Raw genomic sequence first — 18529 nt, 5'->3', positions numbered from 1 at the left:
TCCGCGCCTCTCCGATGCGACCTCCCACCGACTACGTCGCGCTAGCGCGCGACGACCTCTGCGTTGGCGTTCCGCTCGGCTTCGATCTCTACGATGCCGACGGCGCCGCGCTGCTGCCGGCCGGCACGACGCTGAGCGATGCCGCGCAGCATGCTTTCCTGTTCGACCATTTCCGGCCCGTGCGCATGCGCGATGACGCCGATGCCGAGCCGCGCGCGCATGGCGCGGTGCCGCCCGCCCCGCGCATGGGGCTGTCGGCCGGTGCCGCGATCGGCATCCGCCGCCGGGTCGGCACGACACGCGGACTGCAGCGCTTCCGGCTGATCGGCATCGCCGCGTCGGGCGCGCTGTTCGTCGAGCCGCAGCCGGCGGCCGTGTTCGACTTCGCGCGCGGCGACGACATCGAAGCGGTAGCGATCGGCCGGGCCGCGGTGTCCCGTTTCGGCGCGACGGTCGAGTCGGTGCAGGTGTCGGGCGCCGCGCGGTTCATGATTCTGTCGCCGCCCGGCTTCGTCGACCGGCTGCGTACGCGCGCGGAGCCGCGCGTGCCGGCGCGGATCGCGGCCTGCTGCACGGGGGGAGCCGACGGGGTGGAAGGCATCGGAATGGTGCACGACATCAGCCTGAGCGGGCTGTCGATCGCGGTCGACCGGACGATCGCCGCAAGCGGAGAGCCGTTGCGCGTGCTGCTGCCGTACGCGGCGGGCGACCGCGTCGAGCAGCTGGCGCTCGACGGCACGGTGCGGGCCGTGCATGCCGATCCGGCGGCGCCGGCACTGACGCTGCATCACGCGGCGTTCGGCGAGACCGGCGCCGACGATCTGGTCCGCCTCAAGGCCCTGCTGTTCGACAGGCTGATGGCGTCGGTGGACATCGATCAATCGCGCTGACGCGTGGGCCGCGCGCGCCAGATGCTGTATCGCAGCATTCGGCGTATGAATGTCGACAATCGTCTGATGATTGAGGCTATTCCGGCGAAATTGTACGGTTTCCGTCAACAGTGAATTTGCGATTTAAGTATTTACCCTGATAGTCACGCCTCCTAGACTTCTACTCATGCGCAACGACCCCGAGTCCGAAGCGCCTGACAAAACAATCCTGGAGGTAACGCATCATGAAATCGCTGATCAAGGCAGTTGCACTGGCCGCCCTGGTGGCCGCACCGGTCGTCTCGTTTGCCCAATCGAACCAGCAGCCGCTGACGCGCGCGCAAGTGCGCGCCGAGCTGGTCCAGCTCGAAAAGGCCGGCTACAACCCGAACGACTGGGTGAACTATCCGGAAAACATCCAGGCCGCGCAGGCAAAGATCGCCGCAGCGCAGAACACCGGCGCGCAGGCTGACGCAACGGGCTACGGCGCGAATGCCGCCGCGACGTCGCAGTCGGGCCAGCGCGTGGTCGTGCCGGCCGCCGCCGATCGCACGTCGGTGTACTTCGGCCACTAAGCGGGCCGGCGCCCGCAACGGTGCCCGGTTTGCGGTTTCCCCAAAACCCGTGCACGGTATCCGTGTACGGGTTTTTCGTTTCCGCATGACCGAATGAGCCGGGGCGAGCGCGGTGCGCCTGCCTGGCATTACGACGCGGTGCCCGCGCGGCGGGCACGAGTCGCGAGCACGACCGCGACGCCACCGAGGATGGCGGCCGATGCGAGCGCGAGCCGCCAGGTCGGCTGTTCGGACAGGAACAGCACGGCGCCGCACGCGGCGATCGGCGGTACGGACAACTGGATTGCCGCGGCGCGCATGGCCGTGAGGTGCCGCAGCGCGGCATACCAGACGATGTAGCCGAGGCCCGAGGTGAGCGCACCGGAAAGCACGGCAAGCGCGACGCCGGCCGGCGTCACGCGCATGCGGGCGGCGAGCGCGACGCTCAATGCGAGCGCCAGCGGTGCGGCACGCAGGAAGTTGCTGGCGGTCGCCGCGACCGGATCGGCAGGCTTGCGGCCGCGTATCGAATAGATGCCCCATGCAATGCCGGCGACGGTCATCAGCGCGGCGCCTTGCGGCGTCGGCGCCGCGAGCCCCGGCGACACGAGATACAGCAGCCCGCCGAGCGCGACGCCGAACCCGGCCCAGCCCGCCGGGGCGAACCGTTCGCCTGCGCGCCATCCCGCCGCGAACATCGTCAGTTGCACGGCGCCGAACAGGATCAGCGCGCCGGTTGCGGCACTGACGGTCAGGTACGCGAACGAGAAGCACGCGACATAGGCGAACAGCATCGCCGCCGCGGGCCAGTCCGCGGGCGGGGCGGGCCGTCGCGCACCCGCGCGGGCAACGATCGCGAGCATCAGCGCGCCCGACACGAGGCGCAGGCTGCCGAAGCTGGCCGCGTCGATCCGCCCGGCCTGCAGCGCGAGCCGGCACAGCAGCGAATTCGACGCGAAGGCGAGCATCGCGACGGACGTCAGCGCGGCGACCCGCACGCCCGGCCGTACGTGCAGCGCGAATGCGGAGGCGGGCGGGCGCATCGCGGGCCTCACGCGTGGTTCGCGACGATCAGCATGGCCACGCCGAACAGCGCGGCGCCGAGCGGCGCCGTGAGCTGCCGCCCCCACGCCGCATTCTTTTCGATGGCCATCAGCGCGGCGAGCGACAGCATCCAGCCGAGACTGCCGGCGCCGACGACGAACATCAGCAGCATCAGCGCCCAGCAGCACCCGACGCAGAAGAGCCCGTGGCTTGCGCCCAGCGCAAATGCGTTGCGCAACGGCGTGCGGCCGCGCCAGCGGCTGATCACGAAACTGAAAGGGGTGCGGCACCGGTCCAGGCAGTGTTCCTTCAGCCAACTGAACTGAAATGCGCCGGCGAGCGCAAACACGGCCGCGCCGATCAGCCAGCCGCGCCACGCGAGCGCCGGCACATGCGCGACGCCCGTCAGCACCAGTGCATGCAGGCCGTGCGCGACGAGGCCGAATCCGCTCCACACGACGATGTAGCCTACGCCGACGAGCGCGAGCAGGCGCGCCTGGTCGGGGCGGTTCGCGACGACGCGCGCGAACGCATTGAACAGCGCCAGCGTCGTCGGCAGCATCATCGCAAGGATCATCAGCGTCCAGGCGGCCGCGTCGAGCACGGCCGGCAGCCATAGCGCGCCGCCAGGCAGCGCGCGACAAAGCGCGCTGAACGGTTCGGAGGCGGCACCGTCGCCGTGCTCGAGATAACGCCCGTACGGACTGCGCGTCCACGCCCACAGCGTGACCCACGCGAATCCAACCAGGCTCGTGAGCACGAGCGGAAACAGGCGCCGATGCAGCGACGCTGCCATGGCCGTTTCCGTGCGATCGCGATTCACGCGTCGAACAGGAACGTGCTCTGCAACGCGTTGTGATTCTTCAGATCGACGTCGATGCCGATCGCCGCATTCTTCGACCGGTAGACGGGCGCCTTGCCGACGAACACGGGGGCGCCGGGCACGGTCGAGAACACGGTGTCGGTCAGCGTCGTCTGCGCGCCGCTCGGGCCCAGGTACGGCTCGAGTTCCGCGTGATAGTCGGTGCCGATCGACAGCGTGCCGCGCGCGCCTTCGACGTCGAACCGGATCGGTGCGCGCTCGATCGACACGACCTTGCCGATCAGTTTCGCGAGTTCGGCGATCGGGCCGCCGGCCTGTCCCGTATAGACCTTGAGGAGCGCCTGCTCCTGCTCGTCGGACGCCGTGTCGCTGACGTAGATCGCAGCCGTCCAGTTGCCTTCCAGGATATTGCCCGGCACGCGGCACACCGCGGCGATCGTGTTGCCGCCGACGTCGACGCCGTCGACCGTGCCCTTGTCGACATGCCATGCGACGATGGTGTCGCACACGCCGAAATCCGGATCCTCGCCGATCCAGCACGGGCACAGTACGCGACAGTTGCAGACCTCGAGCAGACGGCCTTCCAGGTGATAGCTCATGATTTCCTCCAGAGAGCGACGGCGATCGCGCGTTGCGCAAGGCAGAGGAAACCGGCTGACGAAACGTCACGCCCGCTCGGCGGCACGAACGCGAAATGCGCTGAGAAATGCGCGGAAGCGGGACGGGATGGACGCGATAGCGCTGGCCTGAAGCGGCGTATCAATTTTTCCAGTGTAGGTGCGCGTGGATGATATGCAAGCCGACGCGCGAGCATGATGCCGGCTGACAAGCGGACGCGCGTGCGCTAGCATCGCGGACGGTGTCGCCGCGCGCCGAGGCGCGGCAGGGGCGTCATGCTCCGCACCGGCTTCCACGACTTCAACGAACAACAAGGAGCATCCATGCGTGTCTTGACCGGTCTGCTGTGCTCGCTGGCACTCGCGGCGAACGTCGCCCATGCACAGGCGAATTGTGCGGACGCAACGGATCAGGCGACGATGACGGCGTGTGCCGATCGCGCGTACAAGAAATCCGACGGGGATTTGAACCGGACCTACCAGTCCGTCACCGCGCGCCTGCGCGATGCACGGCCGCTTGCCGACAAACTCGTGAATGCGCAGCGGGCGTGGATCGCGTACCGCGATGCCGAATGCAGTTTCTCCAGCGCGAATGCCGAGGGCGGCAGTGTGTATCCGATGGTCGTATCGACCTGCCTCGACGATCTGACGAAAGCGCGTACGGAAACGCTGAAGGCCTATCTGTCCTGCGAGGAAGGCGATCTCGCATGCCCGGTGCCAGCCAGGTAGGAAAAGTCACGAACCGTTACCGGCCGCATGCCGCGCGGCCGGTCAAGCCGCCATCCGCTGCTACACGTCGTCCGTTACACGTCGTCCGTTTCGTCGAGCAGCTTGTGCCGCATCGCGTAACGCACCAGCGCCGCTTCGTGCGGCATCTGCATCTTTTCCAGGATTCGCGTCTTGTAGGTGCTGACCGTCTTCGCGCTCACGCACAGCGCGTGCGCGATCTCGGTCAGCGTCTGGCCGGCGGCGATCCGTCGGAACACGTCGAATTCGCGATCGGACAGCCGCTGGTGCGGCAGCGTCTCGGCCGGCTCGTTCAGGCTCTGCGCGAACTGCTCGGCCATCGCGAGGCTCACGTAGACGCCGCCCGACGCCACCTTCGTGACCGCGCCGACCAATTCGGCGCTCGCGCTTTCCTTCGTCAGATAGCCTGACGCACCCGCGCGGAACGCGCGTACCGCATATTGCTGTTCCGCGTGCATCGTCAGCACGAGCACGCGCAGCGCGGGCTTCTCGTCCTTGATCTGCTTGATCAGTTCGACGCCGTTGCGGCCCGGCATCGACAGGTCGAGCACGAGCACCTGCGCGGGTGTCGAGCGAACGAGCGCGATCGTCGACGGGCCGTCGCAGGCTTCGCCGGCCACCTCGAATCCGCTGGCGTTCTGGAGGATGTGCCGCAGACCGTCGCGCACGAGCGTATGGTCGTCGGCGATGAGCACCTTGATCATGTGATGAGGGTTTCCTGTTGGACGGTACTGAGCGGTAACGCGACGGTAATCGAGAAACCGCGCGCGAGCGCGGTGTCGATCGTCACGGTACCACCGAGCATGTGCGCGCGTTCGCGAATGCCGATCAGGCCGAACGATTTGTCCTCGTGGACCGTGCCGCCGGGCGCCGCGCCGCGGCCGTTGTCCGCGACGCGCAGCACGCAGAAGCCGTCCTCGATGTCGAGCCGCAGCGCGACGCGCGTCGCATCCGCATGGCGCGCAACGTTCGTCAGCGCTTCCTGGACGATCCGGAACAGCGTGGTCGCGCCCGCGCTGGTGAACGTAAGGCCGCCCGTTTCGATGTGACGCTCGACATCGATCCCGTAGCGGTTCGTGAAATCGTTCGCGAGCCATTCGATCGCGGGCACGAGGCCGAGATCGTCGAGCATCACCGGCCGCAGGTCGGCCGCGATGCGCCGCACCGACGCGACCGTCGCGTCGATCAGCCGCCGCATGCCCTGCAGATGCGACAGCATGCCTTCGTCCGGCTGCGCGCGGCCGGGCACGCGTAACTGCTGCTCGACCACCGACAGGTCCATCTTCAGCGCGGTGAGTTGCTGGCCGAGGTCGTCGTGCAGCTCGCGTGCGATGCGCGTCTTTTCTTCTTCACGCACGTTCTGCAGGTTCGCCGACAGTTCGCGCAATTCCTCGCGCGATTGCTTCAGTGCATTCTCGGCGCGCAGCCGCTCGGTGATGTCGCGCAGCATCACCGTATAGAGCTTGCCCGACGCGTCGCGAATCTGCGAGATCGACGCCTCGATCGGAAATTCCTCGCCGCTGGCGCGCAGCCCGAACAGCACGCGCTGGCGGCCCATCTGCCGCTCGGAAACGCCTGTCACGCCGAACTGGTCGACATGCCTCGCGTGCGCGGCGCGGAACCGCTCGGGGATGAAGCGCGACAGCGGCGCGCCGATCGCCTCCATCGCGGACACGCCGAACACCTGCTCGGCCATCGGATTGAAGATCACGACCGTTTGCTTCTCGTCGATCGTGATGATCGCTTCCATCGACGAACGGATAATGCCCATCATCCGCGCCTCGTTGAGGATGCCGCGGCTGCTCGCGCCGGAATCGGCCGTGGCGCCGGACCGGCCGCGCATCAGCGCATGGACGAGCGCCGCGAACGCGAACGACGCGATCAGTCCGGCGGCAAGCACGGTGCCGGCCGCGCGCTGCGCGCCGGTTGCGCTCGGGCGGCCGTCAGCGGAATAGGCGAGCGTCAGCACGGTGCCGCCGAAATTCAGCACGTCGGTGCGCCGCAACAGGTCGGGCGAAGCCAATGCCTCGTCGGTCGTCGTTTCGACGCTGGCGATCGCGCGCGGATCGCCGCCGGCGGTCATCCACAGGTCGATCCCGCGTTCCGCGTCGAGTGCGCGCTCGACCAGGCGCCGCGGGCTCAGCGCTGCGAACAGCATCCCGTCGGCGCCGGCTTCGCGCGTGCCGGACGGCGTGGCGGCCGCATGCGGCGAGGCGCTCACGGGCAGGAACAGTGTGAGGGTGCGCGCGTCGCGGGACGTGTCGTCGTCGGCCGGGTGAACGCCGAGCGCGATGTCGCCGGTTTGCAGCGCGCGCGCCAGCGGCGCCGCGTCGGACGTGCCGAAGCGCACGACGGGCGAACTCGACGGGGGCGCGCTGAGCGCCGCGGCCGCGAGCGCGCCGCCCGGCATCGGTTTCGAGCCGGCGAGGGCGCTGCGTGTCGCGGGCGGCAGCGGCACATAGCCGATCTGCCGGACCGGCGAGCGGCCGCTGTCGAGATCGAGCGTCTCCGCATACCGGCGCCATTGCTCGGGCGTCATTTCCGGGACGAGGCTGAATGCGCCGCGCGCGCCTTCGAGCACGGCGACGCCGGACTGCAGCTCGTGGCGCAGCATCGCGGTCACGTGCGTCGTGCGGCGCTCGAAGCGCGTACGGACGGCGCCTTGCCACTGCTCGCGCACCAGCAGCGCGACGCCGAGCGACAGCACCGCGCCGACGCACAGCGCGACGATGCCAGCCGCAAGCGGCTGGCGTAACATGCTCTGGAGGCGCGTGGGCCCTCGGGAATCACGCGTCGGGGTTCCACTGGCGGTCATTCGATGGCCATTCTGTTGTCGGGGCGGCCCGCAGCACTCGGGCAGCGCGGCAAAACCGGGCAAAACTCGCACCGGCTGCGTACAGCGTCTATTTTGAAGATGAAATTGTGCGCGTTTTACACGTTTTATGTAATAGGGTCGGCTGAAAATGCGGCAAACGGCACGGAGCAGCGGGTGCGCCGGCCGCGCTTGACGCGCGTCAACGAGCGCGTCGGCACGTGGGGCAGACTGTTCGGCAGGCGAGCCGGCACCGGGCCGGCTTGCGGTAACGGGCCGTCGTCGTACAACGCGCGACGCATGCCCGGTCGGAGGAACGGACCATGTACAAGCGGATTTTCGTCGGGCTCGACGGCGGCCCGAGCGCGCGTCTCGCGCTGAACGAGGCGATCCGGATCGCGGCGGCGTCCGGCGGCGAGGTCACCTGCGCGTATGTCGTCGAGCATCGGCCGCAGCTCGTCGACGTCGACGCGGGCTTCGCAGCCGAGCGCGATGGCGATGCGGCGGCCACCGCCGCTGCGACGCCGGTGCTCGACGCTGCGAAAGCGGAGCTCGCTCAGCAGCACGTGCCGGGCACCGTGCGCGCGCTCGACGCGTACGGCGAGGATGTCGCCACGGTGCTGATGCGCACGGCGGCCGAAACCGATGCCGACCTGATCGTAATGGGCACGAGCGGGCGGCACGGGCTGCGCCGGCTGTTGCTCGGCAGCGTCGCTGAATCGCTGCTGCGCACGGCCGACCGGCCCGTGCTGCTGGTGCGGCACAGCGAGCCGGGCGCGCCGGCGACCGCGTGATGCATGCGGTGCGTTGCTGACGCATGAGCGGTTGCGGGCAGGAGACTGCCGCGCGCCTTTGCCGGATGTCTGCCTGATGGAACGCGCGACGCGCTGATCGGCGCAGCGCGCGTGAGTGCGCCTGTCGCGTTCGACGCATGCGTCGTCCGGACGAGAGGGCGCCCCGGATGCGCACACATAGGCGCCATTGACGCCCGCGGGTTGCATCCCGACCCGCAGTTCTGGCAGCATCGACCGTGTCCGATTCCTCGCCGCGCGCATGGCCGCGGCGATCGACGCAGCGGTATCCGGCGGCACCCGGTCGCATCCGCGACGAACCGGGCCGTAGCCGGATGCCGGTTTCTCACGTTACCGACGTCATCCGCCATGCCGATTTCCGCCACCGACCTGATCCGCCAGTTCGACCTGCAGCCGCACCCCGAGGGCGGCTATTTCCGCGAAACCTACCGTGCGGCCGATTCGGTCGTGCGTCCGGCCGACGGCGCACCGCGCGCCGCATCGACCGCGATCTACTACCTGCTTTGCGACGGCGCCTATTCGTCGTGGCACCGGATCCGTTCCGACGAGGTCTGGCATTTCTACGCAGGCGATCCGCTTGAAGTTTGGGTGCTCGACGAGCGCGACGGGCTGACGATCCACCGGCTCGGCAACCCGCTCACGCATCCGGGCACGGTGTTCCAGACGGTCGTGCCGGCCGGGCGCTGGTTCGGTGCGCGCTGCGCGTCGCCGGAGCATGTCGCGCTGGTCGGCTGCACGGTTGCACCGGGGTTCGAGTTCGCGGAATTCGAACTGGCCGACGCGGCCGCGCTGGCTGCCGCGTTTCCCGACTACGCGGAGCACGTTGCAAGGCTCGCGCAGCGCCCGGACGCGTAACTTGGTGCAGCCGTCGGCCTGAAGCCCGTGACGGTCGCGTGTGTTCCGCGCGATCCCGGTCAAACCCGTTTAGAATGCCCGTGATGCACAAGGTCTGCTGCGGACGTGCCGCGGCGGCCGTTGCGCAGCCGGTCCGACGGCCCCCGTCGCGCGGCCCGCATGTCTTCCAGGAGCGCCGCCGTGTGGCACTTTCCCATTGCAATTCCATCGTCGCTCGGCCCGTGGGCCGTGTTCGCGAGCGTGTTGATCACGCAGCTCGGCGTGCCGGTGCCGGCCGTGCCGATGCTGATTCTCGGCGGCACGATGGCGGCAATGGGGCAGGCGTCCTGGGCCAGCATGTTCGCGGCGGCGATCGGCGCGACGATGCTCGCCGATTCGCTGTGGTTCTTCATGGGCCGCACGCGCGGCCGGCGCCTGCTGAACGGCCTCGTGCGCTTCTCGCTGTCGCTCGACACGACGCTGCGCTTCGCGCGTAACGTATTCGAAAGATACGGCGCGCCGCTGCTCGTGCTGTCCAAGTTCCTGCCGGGCCTCGGCCTCGTGTCGGCGCCGCTGCTCGGCACGACCGCGATCGGCGTGGGCGTATTCCTGTTCTGGGATTTGGCCGGCGCGTCGCTGTGGGCCGCGTTCTGGCTCGTCGGCGGCGCGGCCATTCACGACCAGATCGTCCAGTTCGTGCTGTGGGTGCGCGCGAGCGGCGGCACGATCCTCGACGCGTTCCTCGCGATCTTCATCACGTTCCTGCTGTACCGCTGGGTGCGCCGCGTGCAGTTCCGCCGCTATCTCGCGCAGGTACGCATCTCGCCGCCGCAGCTCGTCGAGATGATGACGTCGGACGAGCCGCCGCTGATCTTCGACGCGCGGCCGCGCGCGATCCGCGAACGCGAGCCGTACCGGATCGCCGGCGCGGTGCCGGTCGATCTCGACTCGCCGGATCTGCTCGACCCGGAAATGCTGAAACGGCCGATCGTCGTCTATTGCGTGTGCCCGAACGAGGCGACCGCGAAGCGCCTGATCGCGAAGATGCAGCGCAAGAAGATGATCCACAACATCCGGGCGCTGAAGGGCGGCCTCGATGCGTGGGAGAAGCACGGCTATCCGGTCGAGCCGCTGCCGGCCGATCTCGATTCGTCGCGCTATTTCGTGCGCCCCGAACACGGTGCGCTCGAAGGCGAATATACGGTGAGGGCGACGCTGTCCAAATAAATGCGTGCGCGGCGTCGCGCGCATTCGAATTCCGCCAGCGGTTTCACGCATCGCGATTTTGCGAAAATCGGCTGGCGTGAAACCTCCGATCATTCATATAATCCCGCCTGCATATTGCTGCGCATGATCGCGCACATTCGACGCGCGTTCGTTCGCGCCGAAAGCGATTGATCCCGTTGCCGCTCGTCACGCGCACAGCCGCGTCACACGGGCCGAACGGGCGTATTCCGTGAAAAGCCCGATCCGTTTTCCGGATTGTTCCGGAGAATACGGATAATCCGCGGCGATTCCAGTCGGATTGACGCAGTATTCGTGTCGTTTCTCATTCGAAAAACGACAGCGGAGATTATTTCGTTTTCGGCTGCCGGGATCGGCATGAACGGTCGCGCATTGACATCGACACAATGACGGCGGCCCGCGCGCGGCTGCCAGGAGACGGACTTGAAACAACCAGAAGACCAGTTGCACCGCGGGCTGGAAGAGCGGCACATCAACCTGATGGCGCTCGGCGCGACGATCGGCGTCGGCCTGTTCCTCGGCTCGGCCACCGCGATCCGCACGGCCGGCCCGGCGATCCTGCTGACCTACCTGCTGGGCGGCATCGCGATCTTCCTGATCATGCGCGCCCTCGGCGAGATGGCGATCACCAATCCGGTCGCCGGCGCGTTCAGCCGCTACGCGCGCGACTACCTCGGCCCGCTCGCGGGCTACCTGACCGGCTGGACCTACTGGTTCGTGTGGATCGTCACCTGCATGGCGGAAATCACGGCGGTCGGCGTCTACATGCACATGTGGTTCCCCGGCGTGCCGAACTGGATCTGGGCGCTCGCGGCGCTCATGGCAATGGGTTCGGTGAACTTCATCGCGGTCAAGCTGTATGGCGAATTCGAGTTCTGGTTCGCGTTGATCAAGATCGTCACGATCGTGCTGATGATCGTCGGCGGCGGGTTGATGATCGCGTTCGGCATCGGCAACGGCGGTGTCGCGACCGGCATCTCGAACCTGTGGGCGCACGGCGGCTTCATGCCGAACGGCATCGGCGGCGTGATCGCCGCGCTGCCGATCGTGATGTTCGCGTATCTCGGCGTCGAAATGCTCGGCCTCACGGCCGGCGAGGCGCGCAACCCGGAGAAGTCGCTGACGAAGGCCGTGAACTCGGTGTTCTGGCGCGTGCTGATTTTCTACATCGGCGCGCTGTTCGTGATCATGTCGCTGTATCCGTGGGACCAGATCGGCACGCAGGGCAGCCCGTTCGTGATGACGTTCTCGCGGCTCGGCATTCCGGCCGCCGCCGGCATCATCAACTTCGTCGTGCTGACCGCGGCGCTGTCGTCGTGCAACAGCGGCCTGTTCAGCACCGCGCGGATGCTCTACAACCTCGCGCAGCAGGGCCAGGCGCCGGCGCAGCTCGGCCGCGTGAACCGCAACGGCGTGCCGGTGTACGGCGTGATCGTGTCGGTCGCGCTGCTGCTGATCGGCGTGCTGCTCAACTATCTCGCGCCGCAGCACGTGTTCACGTGGCTCACGTCGGTGTCGACGTTCGGCGCGATCTGGACGTGGTGCGTGATCCTGATCGCGCAGATGCGCTTTCGCCGCACGCTTTCAGCCGACAAGATCGCGCGCCTGCCGATCCGCGTGCCGTTCTATCCGCTGGGTTCGTATATCGCGCTCGGATTTCTCGCGTTGGTCGTGGTGCTGATGGCGTTCACGCCCGACACGCGCGTCGCGCTCGTGATCGGGCCGGTGTGGATCGTGCTGCTCGGCATCGCGTATGCGCTGTTCTACGCGAACCGTCCGGCGGCATCGGTGCCGACGAAGTCGTAAGCAGTACGGGCAGGGGCTGCGCGATCGTTGATCACGATCATGCGCGCGTGGGCCGGACGTCCTATGCTGAACGCATTGCTTGTCCGCGCTTCGCGTGGTCACCCGGCGATCCCCGCGACCGCGCCAGCCGTTCGGCCGCCCGGCCGTCGCGCGCCGTTTCCGCGCGAAGCTCCCGTCGTCGTTCCGCGACGACGCGCACGCACGGAGGCCTTCGCCATGCAGCCTGCTCATTCCATCCCGACGCTCGCGCGAATCGCGCTGGCCGTCGATCCGACGCCCGAATCGCTGGCCGCCGCGCGCTACGCGCGCACGCTTCTGCGCTCCGGCATGCGATTGCGCATCGTCTGCACGATCGACAACCCGCGCCTCGTATTGCCCGACATCCCGCGCATCGACGCGCTGCTGACGTCGGCGCGCGAGGACATGATCCGCGAGGCGCAAGCCACCAACGCGCGGATCGCGGCGCTGTTCGACGACAGCGGCATCGAGGTCGAGCAGGTCGTCGTCGATACGTCGGTCACGGGCGGCACGGTCGCCGATGCGCTGGTGAACGACACGCTGGCGTGGCGTGCAGACGTGCTCGTGGTCGGCGCGAATCCGCATCACGGGCTGCTGCGGCTCGTCGAAGGTGCGATGTCGGACACGCTGACGACACGCGCGCGCTGCGCGCTGCTGATCGTGCCGGCCGGCTATGCACGTCCGTCGGACGGCACGCTGCAGCGGCTGATGTTCGCGGTCGACGGCAGCGAGCCGTCGCTGCACGCGGTGCGTGTCGGGCTCGGCTTCGCGGCGCCGACGACGTTGCTGTATGCGGCGTACGTGATCGATCGCGCGGTTCGTCTGACGGATTTCGTGCCGGTGCGCGCGCTGGAGGATGCGTACCGTGCGGAGGGCGAGGATGCACTGGCGAAGGTCGGTCCGCTGTTCCATGCGACCGGTAACCCGACCAAGCGCGGTATCGTCGAAACGCGTCCGACCAGCGACGACGTGGCCCATGCGCTGATGCGCGACGCCGTGCACTGGCGTGCGGAACTGCTGGTGGTCGGCTCGCACGGCCGGCGCGGCATCGCCGCCTGGCTGATCGGCAGCGTCGCGCGCCGCGTTGCGCACCTCGCGCAAGTGCCTGTCTTGCTCGTGCGTGGCGCGGAGTGACTGGCGCGCTGTCACGCACGAAACGGGTTTCGGTTGACCTGCATCAGAAACGTCGTGCGCATCGCGTGAGATATTCATGGAGCATCCGCCGACGCGGCCGGTCTGTCGTGCAAATGTAATGACAGTCGCGCATGAACGCGGGCATCGATCGACGGCGCGTTGGTCGTCGACCCATCCTTTTCAGGAGGCGCGCCTCGCATTGCATGGCGCATCGTCCGACCCGGAACTCTCTGGCACGAGGGTAGGCAGCCGACCGCTGCCTTGGAGGACGGGCGGGGTGCGAGTCACCCCGTCCGCTTTCCGCATTGCCGGCCCCGTCAGATTTCTTTTCCCCGCGGGAACTGTCGTGAATGCTGCCGTGTGGAACGGCACGTCATGGCACGTCATGGCGCGCGGTCGATGCGGGTCGGCGGATGCTCGCGGCGTGCATGGCATCGCCGTACATGCGCGGCACGCTGCAGGCCCTGTAGAAGCCAGGCCATCGCACGGCCCCGCGCCGTGCCTGCTAGAGGGTGCGAAGAATGGACCGCAGAGTGTGCCGGCGGCCGGCACCGCGGCGTACATTCGGATGCGGGCGTCGGCGCACGACATGCAGCGGTGCGCACACGCCGCATGTGCGATTGCGCAGCCGGTTCGCATGCGGCCAGCCGGGGCGCGCCTTGCGGCGCGACTCCGAAACGGCCGGCGCGTCGTCCGCGGCCCGCGCGCAGAGTGCCGCGGCGAACCGTTGCAGCGCGAGTAGCGACCCCGCGACGCTCTGGTATTTTTCGCGGCCGATCTGCCCGTCGAGCGTGACGAGCAGCCCGGCTTCGCGTGCGAGTGCGAGCAAGGTGTCGAGATCGTCGGACGGACGGATGCCGGCCGACCCGGCCCGGGCGGGCAGGGCGCGCGCATTGCCCGACGCGTGCCGCTGGCCGTCCCGGCCTGCGAAGTTGCGATGTGTCATGGTTGGTCTCCTGCGCCGGACCCCGCATGCCGGCTCGAAGGCCGGCTGGGCGATGACCCGGTATGAACGCCTTGTTCATGCCATCAGTATCGGGCGGCGACAACGCGCTGCCAAGCAGCGTGCGCTGAAGTCGCTGTCAGGCATTGCGCGGTGCGTATCGGAATCCGCTGACACGCGTGGCGGCCGATCGGCGGGTGCGGTGCTATCTGCCGTGATCCGTGCGTTCGTTCCGACGAATGAGCGGGGTGCCGCAGACGTCGCTTGACGCATGATTTCGGCCGGTCTAAGTTCCCCAACTGCATCGGCGTCGCGCGGCATTCCATCGTCAGCCCGTCGACCGGTGCCGCGCCCGGGGTGGCGTGGCAGGGCTTCCAGTTTCGTTCGCGGGCGGTTTGCGCCGCGAACCGGGCGCGGCCGGTCCGGAGACGGATCGGCACGGCGGCACGCAACGTGCCGTTGATCGCGCGCAAATATGCTCCGGCGCATCGCACGCCGCGTAGCCGTCCAGTCTCTAAACTTCCAGTACCGTCTTCTTTTCGTTCCTCGACCGTCAGGAGTTCGTCGATGTCCAAGGACAATTTGCTCGATTCACTCAAGGAAGCCGCCCAACAGCGTGCGATCGGCGCAGACCAGTTGCGCGCGATGCTCGACGACGAAGTGCGCGCGCTGTCGTCCGGCGCGCGTGTGCACGACTACATCCACGTGTTCGCGATCCGGCACCTGCGCGAACGGATGCGCCAGCAGGACGATCTCGACAGCGACACGCGGGCCGATACGTCGCCCGCTGAATCCGATCCGCGCCCGAGCCACCGTCTATGACGGGCGCTCGCCGCGGCTGACGCGGCGGGCGTTACCCGATCCGTCGCCGGGCCGCGGTCAAATCCCGCTCGACCTTCACGCATGCGGTCGACGGCGAGCCGGCCAACCCGAAACGCCCGGCGATTTCCGCGCACGAGGCCGTCGGCACCGTCGCCGCGCCCGGCGACCTGCGCGCGGGCACTGGTCAGGCACGGCAGTCTCCTGACGATCCGCCGACAGCCGGCGGCGTTTCGTCATACATTTCGCTGAATTGTCGCAACGGCCTCAAGTAAGCGGCGCGATTGCCGTTTACCCGGTGAACTGGTCCACCGCGCGTTCGCGCTCCCTTACCGAGTCGTTGCCATGTTCTCCTCCATCCGCGCCCGCATCCTTGCCGCGTGCGTCGCCATCGTCGTATTCGCGCTCGTTGCCACCACGCTGATCAACTACTTCATCGCACGCTCGTACAACGACGACGCGATCGATCGCAACCTGACCTCCGTCGCGAGCGGCCACGTGGTCGGGATCGCCGACTGGGTCGCCACCCGGAGCCGGATGATCGCGTCGCTGCAGGATGCCGCGCTGGCGTCCGATCCGCTGCCTGTGTTCAAGCAGACGGCCGCGGCCGGCGGCTTCACGAACGTCTACGCGGGTTATGCCGACAAGGCGTTCCGCTTCTCCGACCCGACCGGCATCCCGCCCGACTACGATCCGACCGGCCGCCCGTGGTACAAGCAGGCCGCGCAGGCCGGCAAGCCGGTCGTCACGCCGCCTTACGTCGACGCCGGCACCGGCAATCTGGTCGTCACGTTCGCGGTGCCGATCCTGCGCGACGGCGCGCTGAAGGGCGTGGTCGCCGCGGACGTCGCAATGGACAGCGTGATCGCCAACGTGAAGTCGATTCATCCGACGCCCGCGAGTTTCGGGATGTTGATCGACAGCAGCGGCCACGTCGTCGCGCACCCGGACCCGAAGCTCACGCTGAAGCCGGTCGCCGACGTGTCGTCCGAACTCGGTGCGACGAGCGCCGCGTCGATCGCGGCCGCGACCGCGCCCGTCGAGGTCGGTGTCGGCGGCGAGGCGAAGCTGGTGCGCGCGCGGCCCGTGCCGGGCACCGACTGGTACGCGCTGGTGCTGCTCGACAAGACCGAGGCGACGGCCGGGATGCGCTCGCTGCTGACCGCATCGCTGGTCACGCTGATCGTGATCGTCGGCGTCGCGTCGCTGATCATCGGCGCGATCACCGCGACCGCGTTCCGCCGCCTGTCGCTGGTGCGTCAGGCGATGGCCGCGATCGGCTCGGGTGCGGGCGACCTGACGCAGCGCCTGCCGGCCGACGGCCGCGACGAAGTCGCCGACATCGCGCGCTCGTTCAACAGCTTCATCGACAAGCTGAACGACGTGATGCGCCAGATCCGCGACGCGAGCGAATCGGTGCGCACGGCTGCGAACGAGATCGCGGCGGGCAACCAGGACCTGTCGTCGCGCACCGAATCGGCGGCGGCGAGCCTCGAGGAAACGGCCGCTTCGATGGAAGAAATCACGGCCACCGTCGGCCAGTCGGCGGCAGCCGCCGACCAGGCCGACGAACGCGCGGCGGCCGCGTCGCGGATCGCGTCGCACGGCGGCGTGGTCGTGTCGGACGTCGTCGCGACGATGGGGAAGATCGAGGAAGCGTCGGGCCGGATCGGCGACATCATCGGCGTGATCGACGGGATCGCATTCCAGACCAACATCCTCGCGCTGAACGCGGCCGTCGAAGCGGCGCGCGCGGGCGAGCAGGGCCGCGGCTTCGCGGTGGTCGCGCAGGAAGTGCGCAGCCTCGCGCAACGCAGCGCGCAGGCCGCGCGCGAAGTGAAGGTGCTGGTCGAATCGACGGTCGCGAGCGTGTCGGCCGGGTCCGGGCAGGTGCGCCAGGCCGGCGACACGATGCGCGAGATCGTGTCCAACGTGTCGAACGTGACGACGATCATTTCCGAGATCACGCACGCGGCGAACGAGCAGACGCGCGGCATCCAGGAAGTGAATCGCGCGGTCACGCAGCTCGACGAAATGGTGCAGCAGAACGCGGCGCTCGTCGAACAGTCGACGGCGGCCGCAACCGCGCTGCAGTCGCAGGCGAACGCGCTGGCGACGACGGTCGGGCAGTTCAAGGTCGCATGACGCGGCACGCCGGATGCGCGGCCGTGCCGCTCAGGAGCGGCCTCGGTCGCGCATCAGCGCGAGCCGGTTGTAGAGCGTCTTCAGGCTGATCCCGAGCGCTTTCGCCGCGCGCGGCTTGTTGCCGTCGAAATGATGCAGCGTCGCCGCGATGAAGCGCTGCTGCGCATGGTGCAGCGTCGCGCCGAGCGGCAGCGCCATTGCGCTCTCCGACGTGCGGTCGGGCGGCATCGCCAGCTTCGGCAGCGCGACGTCGATGCCGTCGTCCGCCAGGATGTACGCGCGCTCGAGCGTGTTGTGCAGCTCGCGCACGTTGCCGGGCCACGAATACGCGCGCAGCGCCGCGATCGCCGCGTCGGTCAGCCGCTTGTGCGAGCGGTGCCGCGCGTTCAGCGTATCGACGAATTCCAGCGCGATCGTCTCGATGTCGCCGTCGCGCTGGCGCAGCGGCGGCACGTACAGTGCGAACGCGGCGAGGCGATAGAACAGATCCTCGCGCAGCCGGCCGTCGCGCACGGCGTCGGCCGGATTATGGCGGGTGGCCGACACGATCCGCACGTCGAGCGGAATCGGCTCGGTGCCGCCCACCCGCACGATCGCGTTCGACTCGATTGCCCGCAACAGCTTCACCTGCAGCGCCGCGGGCATTTCCGCGATCTCGTCGAGCAGCAGCGTGCCGCCGCGCGCGGCTTCGAAAAAACCTTCCCGCTGCGCGATCGCGCCGGTAAAACTGCCTTTCTCGTGCCCGAACAGTTGCGACTCGGCAATATCGGGCGGAATCGCGCCGCAGTTCACGGGAACGAACGGGCCGTCCCGCTGTGCGCTGAGATCGTGCAGCCGGCGCGCGACGATATCCTTGCCGACCCCGCTTTCGCCGGCAATCATCACGCTGGCGCGGGTCGGCGCGATTTTCTCGATGCGGCCGAGCAGCGTGCGCATCGCGGAGGACCGTCCGGATAGCCGGCGGCCGTCTGCGCGCTGCTTCGACCGGTTTGCGGGTTCGACCATCGGCGTTAGCGGGCCGTTTTGAAAATCGGCATCACGTGTTCCGTTCATTGCAATATTTATCATCGACAGCGAAACGGCCGCGAAGGTGCCGCTGAATAGGAATTTCCAATGTGTGCGGCGTGAGCGGAAGGAATCGCCCATCGGTCTTTCCGCAAACCCGTGGAACGATCCACCGGCGCCTTTTTACAGAAACCCGATGAAAAAGCCGGTTGCGATTGCATTCCTCCCGGGCGGACCGCGACTTCGACCGGTGCCGGACCGGCTGCGGCCGAACAGACTGCCGCCATGACGCCGGTCCGACC

At 68.2% G+C, this 18529-nt stretch carries 17 protein-coding genes; 10 read left to right on the top strand and 7 right to left on the bottom strand.

Features of this window, described 5'->3' with window-relative positions:
• The first annotated feature begins 14 nt into the window (after window positions 1-14).
• Together BT264_RS05055 and BT264_RS05050 are read left to right on the top strand one after the other, a co-directional pair.
• Window positions 15-890 (top strand): PilZ domain-containing protein, encoded by an 876-nt coding sequence (locus tag BT264_RS05055; RefSeq protein WP_072436768.1) that lies wholly within the window; start codon window positions 15-17, stop codon window positions 888-890.
• Window positions 891-1114: 224 nt separating this feature from the next.
• Window positions 1115-1444: a DUF4148 domain-containing protein gene (locus tag BT264_RS05050; protein WP_072436769.1), complete on the top strand. Its 330-nt coding sequence runs from the start codon at window positions 1115-1117 to the stop codon at window positions 1442-1444.
• Window positions 1445-1572: 128 nt separating this feature from the next.
• Here BT264_RS05050 and BT264_RS05045 read toward each other — a convergent pair whose 3' ends face one another.
• The 3 genes from BT264_RS05045 to BT264_RS05035 are packed head-to-tail and all read right to left on the bottom strand — an operon-like array spanning window position 1573 to window position 3889.
• Window positions 1573-2466, bottom strand: coding sequence for a DMT family transporter (locus BT264_RS05045; protein WP_072436770.1), 894 nt, complete (start codon window positions 2464-2466; stop codon window positions 1573-1575).
• A gap of 8 nt (window positions 2467-2474) precedes the next feature.
• Complete coding sequence (locus BT264_RS05040; RefSeq protein WP_072436926.1) at window positions 2475-3263, bottom strand: DUF2182 domain-containing protein; 789 nt, start codon at window positions 3261-3263, stop codon at window positions 2475-2477.
• Window positions 3264-3286: 23 nt separating this feature from the next.
• Window positions 3287-3889 carry a DUF1326 domain-containing protein gene (locus tag BT264_RS05035; protein WP_072436771.1) on the bottom strand — a complete coding sequence of 201 codons (603 nt, stop codon included), beginning with the start codon at window positions 3887-3889 and terminating at the stop codon, window positions 3287-3289.
• 342 nt (window positions 3890-4231) lie between these two features.
• On the opposite strand from BT264_RS05035, the gene BT264_RS05030 reads away from it, so the two are divergent.
• A complete protein-coding gene (locus BT264_RS05030; RefSeq protein WP_072436772.1) occupies window positions 4232-4636 on the top strand; it encodes a lysozyme inhibitor LprI family protein in 405 nt (134 codons plus the stop codon).
• A gap of 74 nt (window positions 4637-4710) precedes the next feature.
• On the opposite strand, the gene BT264_RS05025 is transcribed toward BT264_RS05030, so the two are convergent.
• Together BT264_RS05025 and BT264_RS05020 are read right to left on the bottom strand one after the other, a co-directional pair.
• On the bottom strand, window positions 4711-5358 hold the full coding sequence (locus tag BT264_RS05025; RefSeq protein WP_034179559.1) for a response regulator: 648 nt from the start codon (window positions 5356-5358) through the stop codon (window positions 4711-4713).
• Window positions 5355-7469: a PAS domain S-box protein gene (locus tag BT264_RS05020; protein ID WP_072436773.1), complete on the bottom strand. Its 2115-nt coding sequence runs from the start codon at window positions 7467-7469 to the stop codon at window positions 5355-5357. The genes BT264_RS05025 and BT264_RS05020 overlap by 4 nt, the downstream gene beginning before the upstream one ends.
• Window positions 7470-7789: 320 nt before the next feature.
• Between BT264_RS05020 and BT264_RS05015 the strand changes: the two genes are divergently transcribed.
• From BT264_RS05015 to BT264_RS04990, 5 genes are all read left to right on the top strand, one after another.
• Window positions 7790-8260 carry a universal stress protein gene (locus BT264_RS05015; protein ID WP_072436774.1) on the top strand — a complete coding sequence of 157 codons (471 nt, stop codon included), beginning with the start codon at window positions 7790-7792 and terminating at the stop codon, window positions 8258-8260.
• Window positions 8261-8626: 366 nt separating this feature from the next.
• Entirely contained in the window at window positions 8627-9133 is a 507-nt protein-coding gene (locus BT264_RS05010) for a cupin domain-containing protein (protein ID WP_072436775.1), read from the top strand.
• Between the two features lie 180 nt (window positions 9134-9313).
• Window positions 9314-10339 carry a DedA family protein/thiosulfate sulfurtransferase GlpE gene (locus BT264_RS05005; protein WP_072436776.1) on the top strand — a complete coding sequence of 342 codons (1026 nt, stop codon included), beginning with the start codon at window positions 9314-9316 and terminating at the stop codon, window positions 10337-10339.
• A 441-nt stretch (window positions 10340-10780) separates the two neighbouring features.
• Window positions 10781-12163, top strand: coding sequence for an amino acid permease (locus BT264_RS04995; protein ID WP_072436777.1), 1383 nt, complete (start codon window positions 10781-10783; stop codon window positions 12161-12163).
• 216 nt (window positions 12164-12379) lie between these two features.
• The gene (locus BT264_RS04990) at window positions 12380-13315 is read left to right on the top strand and encodes a universal stress protein (RefSeq protein WP_072436778.1); all 936 of its coding nucleotides are present in this window, start codon (window positions 12380-12382) and stop codon (window positions 13313-13315) included.
• A gap of 505 nt (window positions 13316-13820) precedes the next feature.
• Here BT264_RS04990 and BT264_RS04985 read toward each other — a convergent pair.
• Window positions 13821-14261 carry a hypothetical protein gene (locus BT264_RS04985; protein WP_072436779.1) on the bottom strand — a complete coding sequence of 147 codons (441 nt, stop codon included), beginning with the start codon at window positions 14259-14261 and terminating at the stop codon, window positions 13821-13823.
• 564 nt (window positions 14262-14825) lie between these two features.
• On the opposite strand from BT264_RS04985, the gene BT264_RS04980 reads away from it, so the two are divergent.
• Together BT264_RS04980 and BT264_RS04975 are read left to right on the top strand one after the other, a co-directional pair.
• Window positions 14826-15080, top strand: coding sequence for a DUF3562 domain-containing protein (locus BT264_RS04980; RefSeq protein WP_072436780.1), 255 nt, complete (start codon window positions 14826-14828; stop codon window positions 15078-15080).
• Between the two features lie 342 nt (window positions 15081-15422).
• Entirely contained in the window at window positions 15423-17222 is a 1800-nt protein-coding gene (locus tag BT264_RS04975; RefSeq protein ID WP_072436781.1) for a methyl-accepting chemotaxis protein, read from the top strand.
• 30 nt (window positions 17223-17252) lie between these two features.
• On the opposite strand, the gene BT264_RS04970 is transcribed toward BT264_RS04975, so the two are convergent.
• Window positions 17253-18290 carry a sigma-54 interaction domain-containing protein gene (locus BT264_RS04970; RefSeq protein ID WP_072436927.1) on the bottom strand — a complete coding sequence of 346 codons (1038 nt, stop codon included), beginning with the start codon at window positions 18288-18290 and terminating at the stop codon, window positions 17253-17255.
• Between the last annotated feature and the right edge of the window lie 239 nt (window positions 18291-18529).

Origin of the sequence: Burkholderia sp. NFPP32, assembly GCF_900119325.1 — a bacterium.
GTDB lineage: Bacteria > Pseudomonadota > Gammaproteobacteria > Burkholderiales > Burkholderiaceae > Burkholderia > Burkholderia pyrrocinia_C.
This window is presented reverse-complemented; position numbering and strand designations above follow the sequence as displayed.

What these genes read in the sequence shown, in the direction of transcription:
- BT264_RS05055 (WP_072436768.1), top strand. Translation starts at nt 15, where the DNA reads ATGCGACCTCCCACCGACTACGTCGCGCTAGCGCGCGACGACCTCTGC.
- BT264_RS05050 (WP_072436769.1), top strand. Translation starts at nt 1,115, where the DNA reads ATGAAATCGCTGATCAAGGCAGTTGCACTGGCCGCCCTGGTGGCCGCA.
- BT264_RS05045 (WP_072436770.1), bottom strand. Translation starts at nt 2,466, where the DNA reads ATGCGCCCGCCCGCCTCCGCATTCGCGCTGCACGTACGGCCGGGCGTG.
- BT264_RS05040 (WP_072436926.1), bottom strand. Translation starts at nt 3,263, where the DNA reads ATGGCAGCGTCGCTGCATCGGCGCCTGTTTCCGCTCGTGCTCACGAGC.
- BT264_RS05035 (WP_072436771.1), bottom strand. Translation starts at nt 3,889, where the DNA reads ATGAGCTATCACCTGGAAGGCCGTCTGCTCGAGGTCTGCAACTGTCGC.
- BT264_RS05030 (WP_072436772.1), top strand. Translation starts at nt 4,232, where the DNA reads ATGCGTGTCTTGACCGGTCTGCTGTGCTCGCTGGCACTCGCGGCGAAC.
- BT264_RS05025 (WP_034179559.1), bottom strand. Translation starts at nt 5,358, where the DNA reads ATGATCAAGGTGCTCATCGCCGACGACCATACGCTCGTGCGCGACGGT.
- BT264_RS05020 (WP_072436773.1), bottom strand. Translation starts at nt 7,469, where the DNA reads ATGACCGCCAGTGGAACCCCGACGCGTGATTCCCGAGGGCCCACGCGC.
- BT264_RS05015 (WP_072436774.1), top strand. Translation starts at nt 7,790, where the DNA reads ATGTACAAGCGGATTTTCGTCGGGCTCGACGGCGGCCCGAGCGCGCGT.
- BT264_RS05010 (WP_072436775.1), top strand. Translation starts at nt 8,627, where the DNA reads ATGCCGATTTCCGCCACCGACCTGATCCGCCAGTTCGACCTGCAGCCG.
- BT264_RS04990 (WP_072436778.1), top strand. Translation starts at nt 12,380, where the DNA reads ATGCAGCCTGCTCATTCCATCCCGACGCTCGCGCGAATCGCGCTGGCC.
- BT264_RS04985 (WP_072436779.1), bottom strand. Translation starts at nt 14,261, where the DNA reads ATGACACATCGCAACTTCGCAGGCCGGGACGGCCAGCGGCACGCGTCG.
- BT264_RS04980 (WP_072436780.1), top strand. Translation starts at nt 14,826, where the DNA reads ATGTCCAAGGACAATTTGCTCGATTCACTCAAGGAAGCCGCCCAACAG.
- BT264_RS04975 (WP_072436781.1), top strand. Translation starts at nt 15,423, where the DNA reads ATGTTCTCCTCCATCCGCGCCCGCATCCTTGCCGCGTGCGTCGCCATC.
- BT264_RS04970 (WP_072436927.1), bottom strand. Translation starts at nt 18,290, where the DNA reads ATGATAAATATTGCAATGAACGGAACACGTGATGCCGATTTTCAAAAC.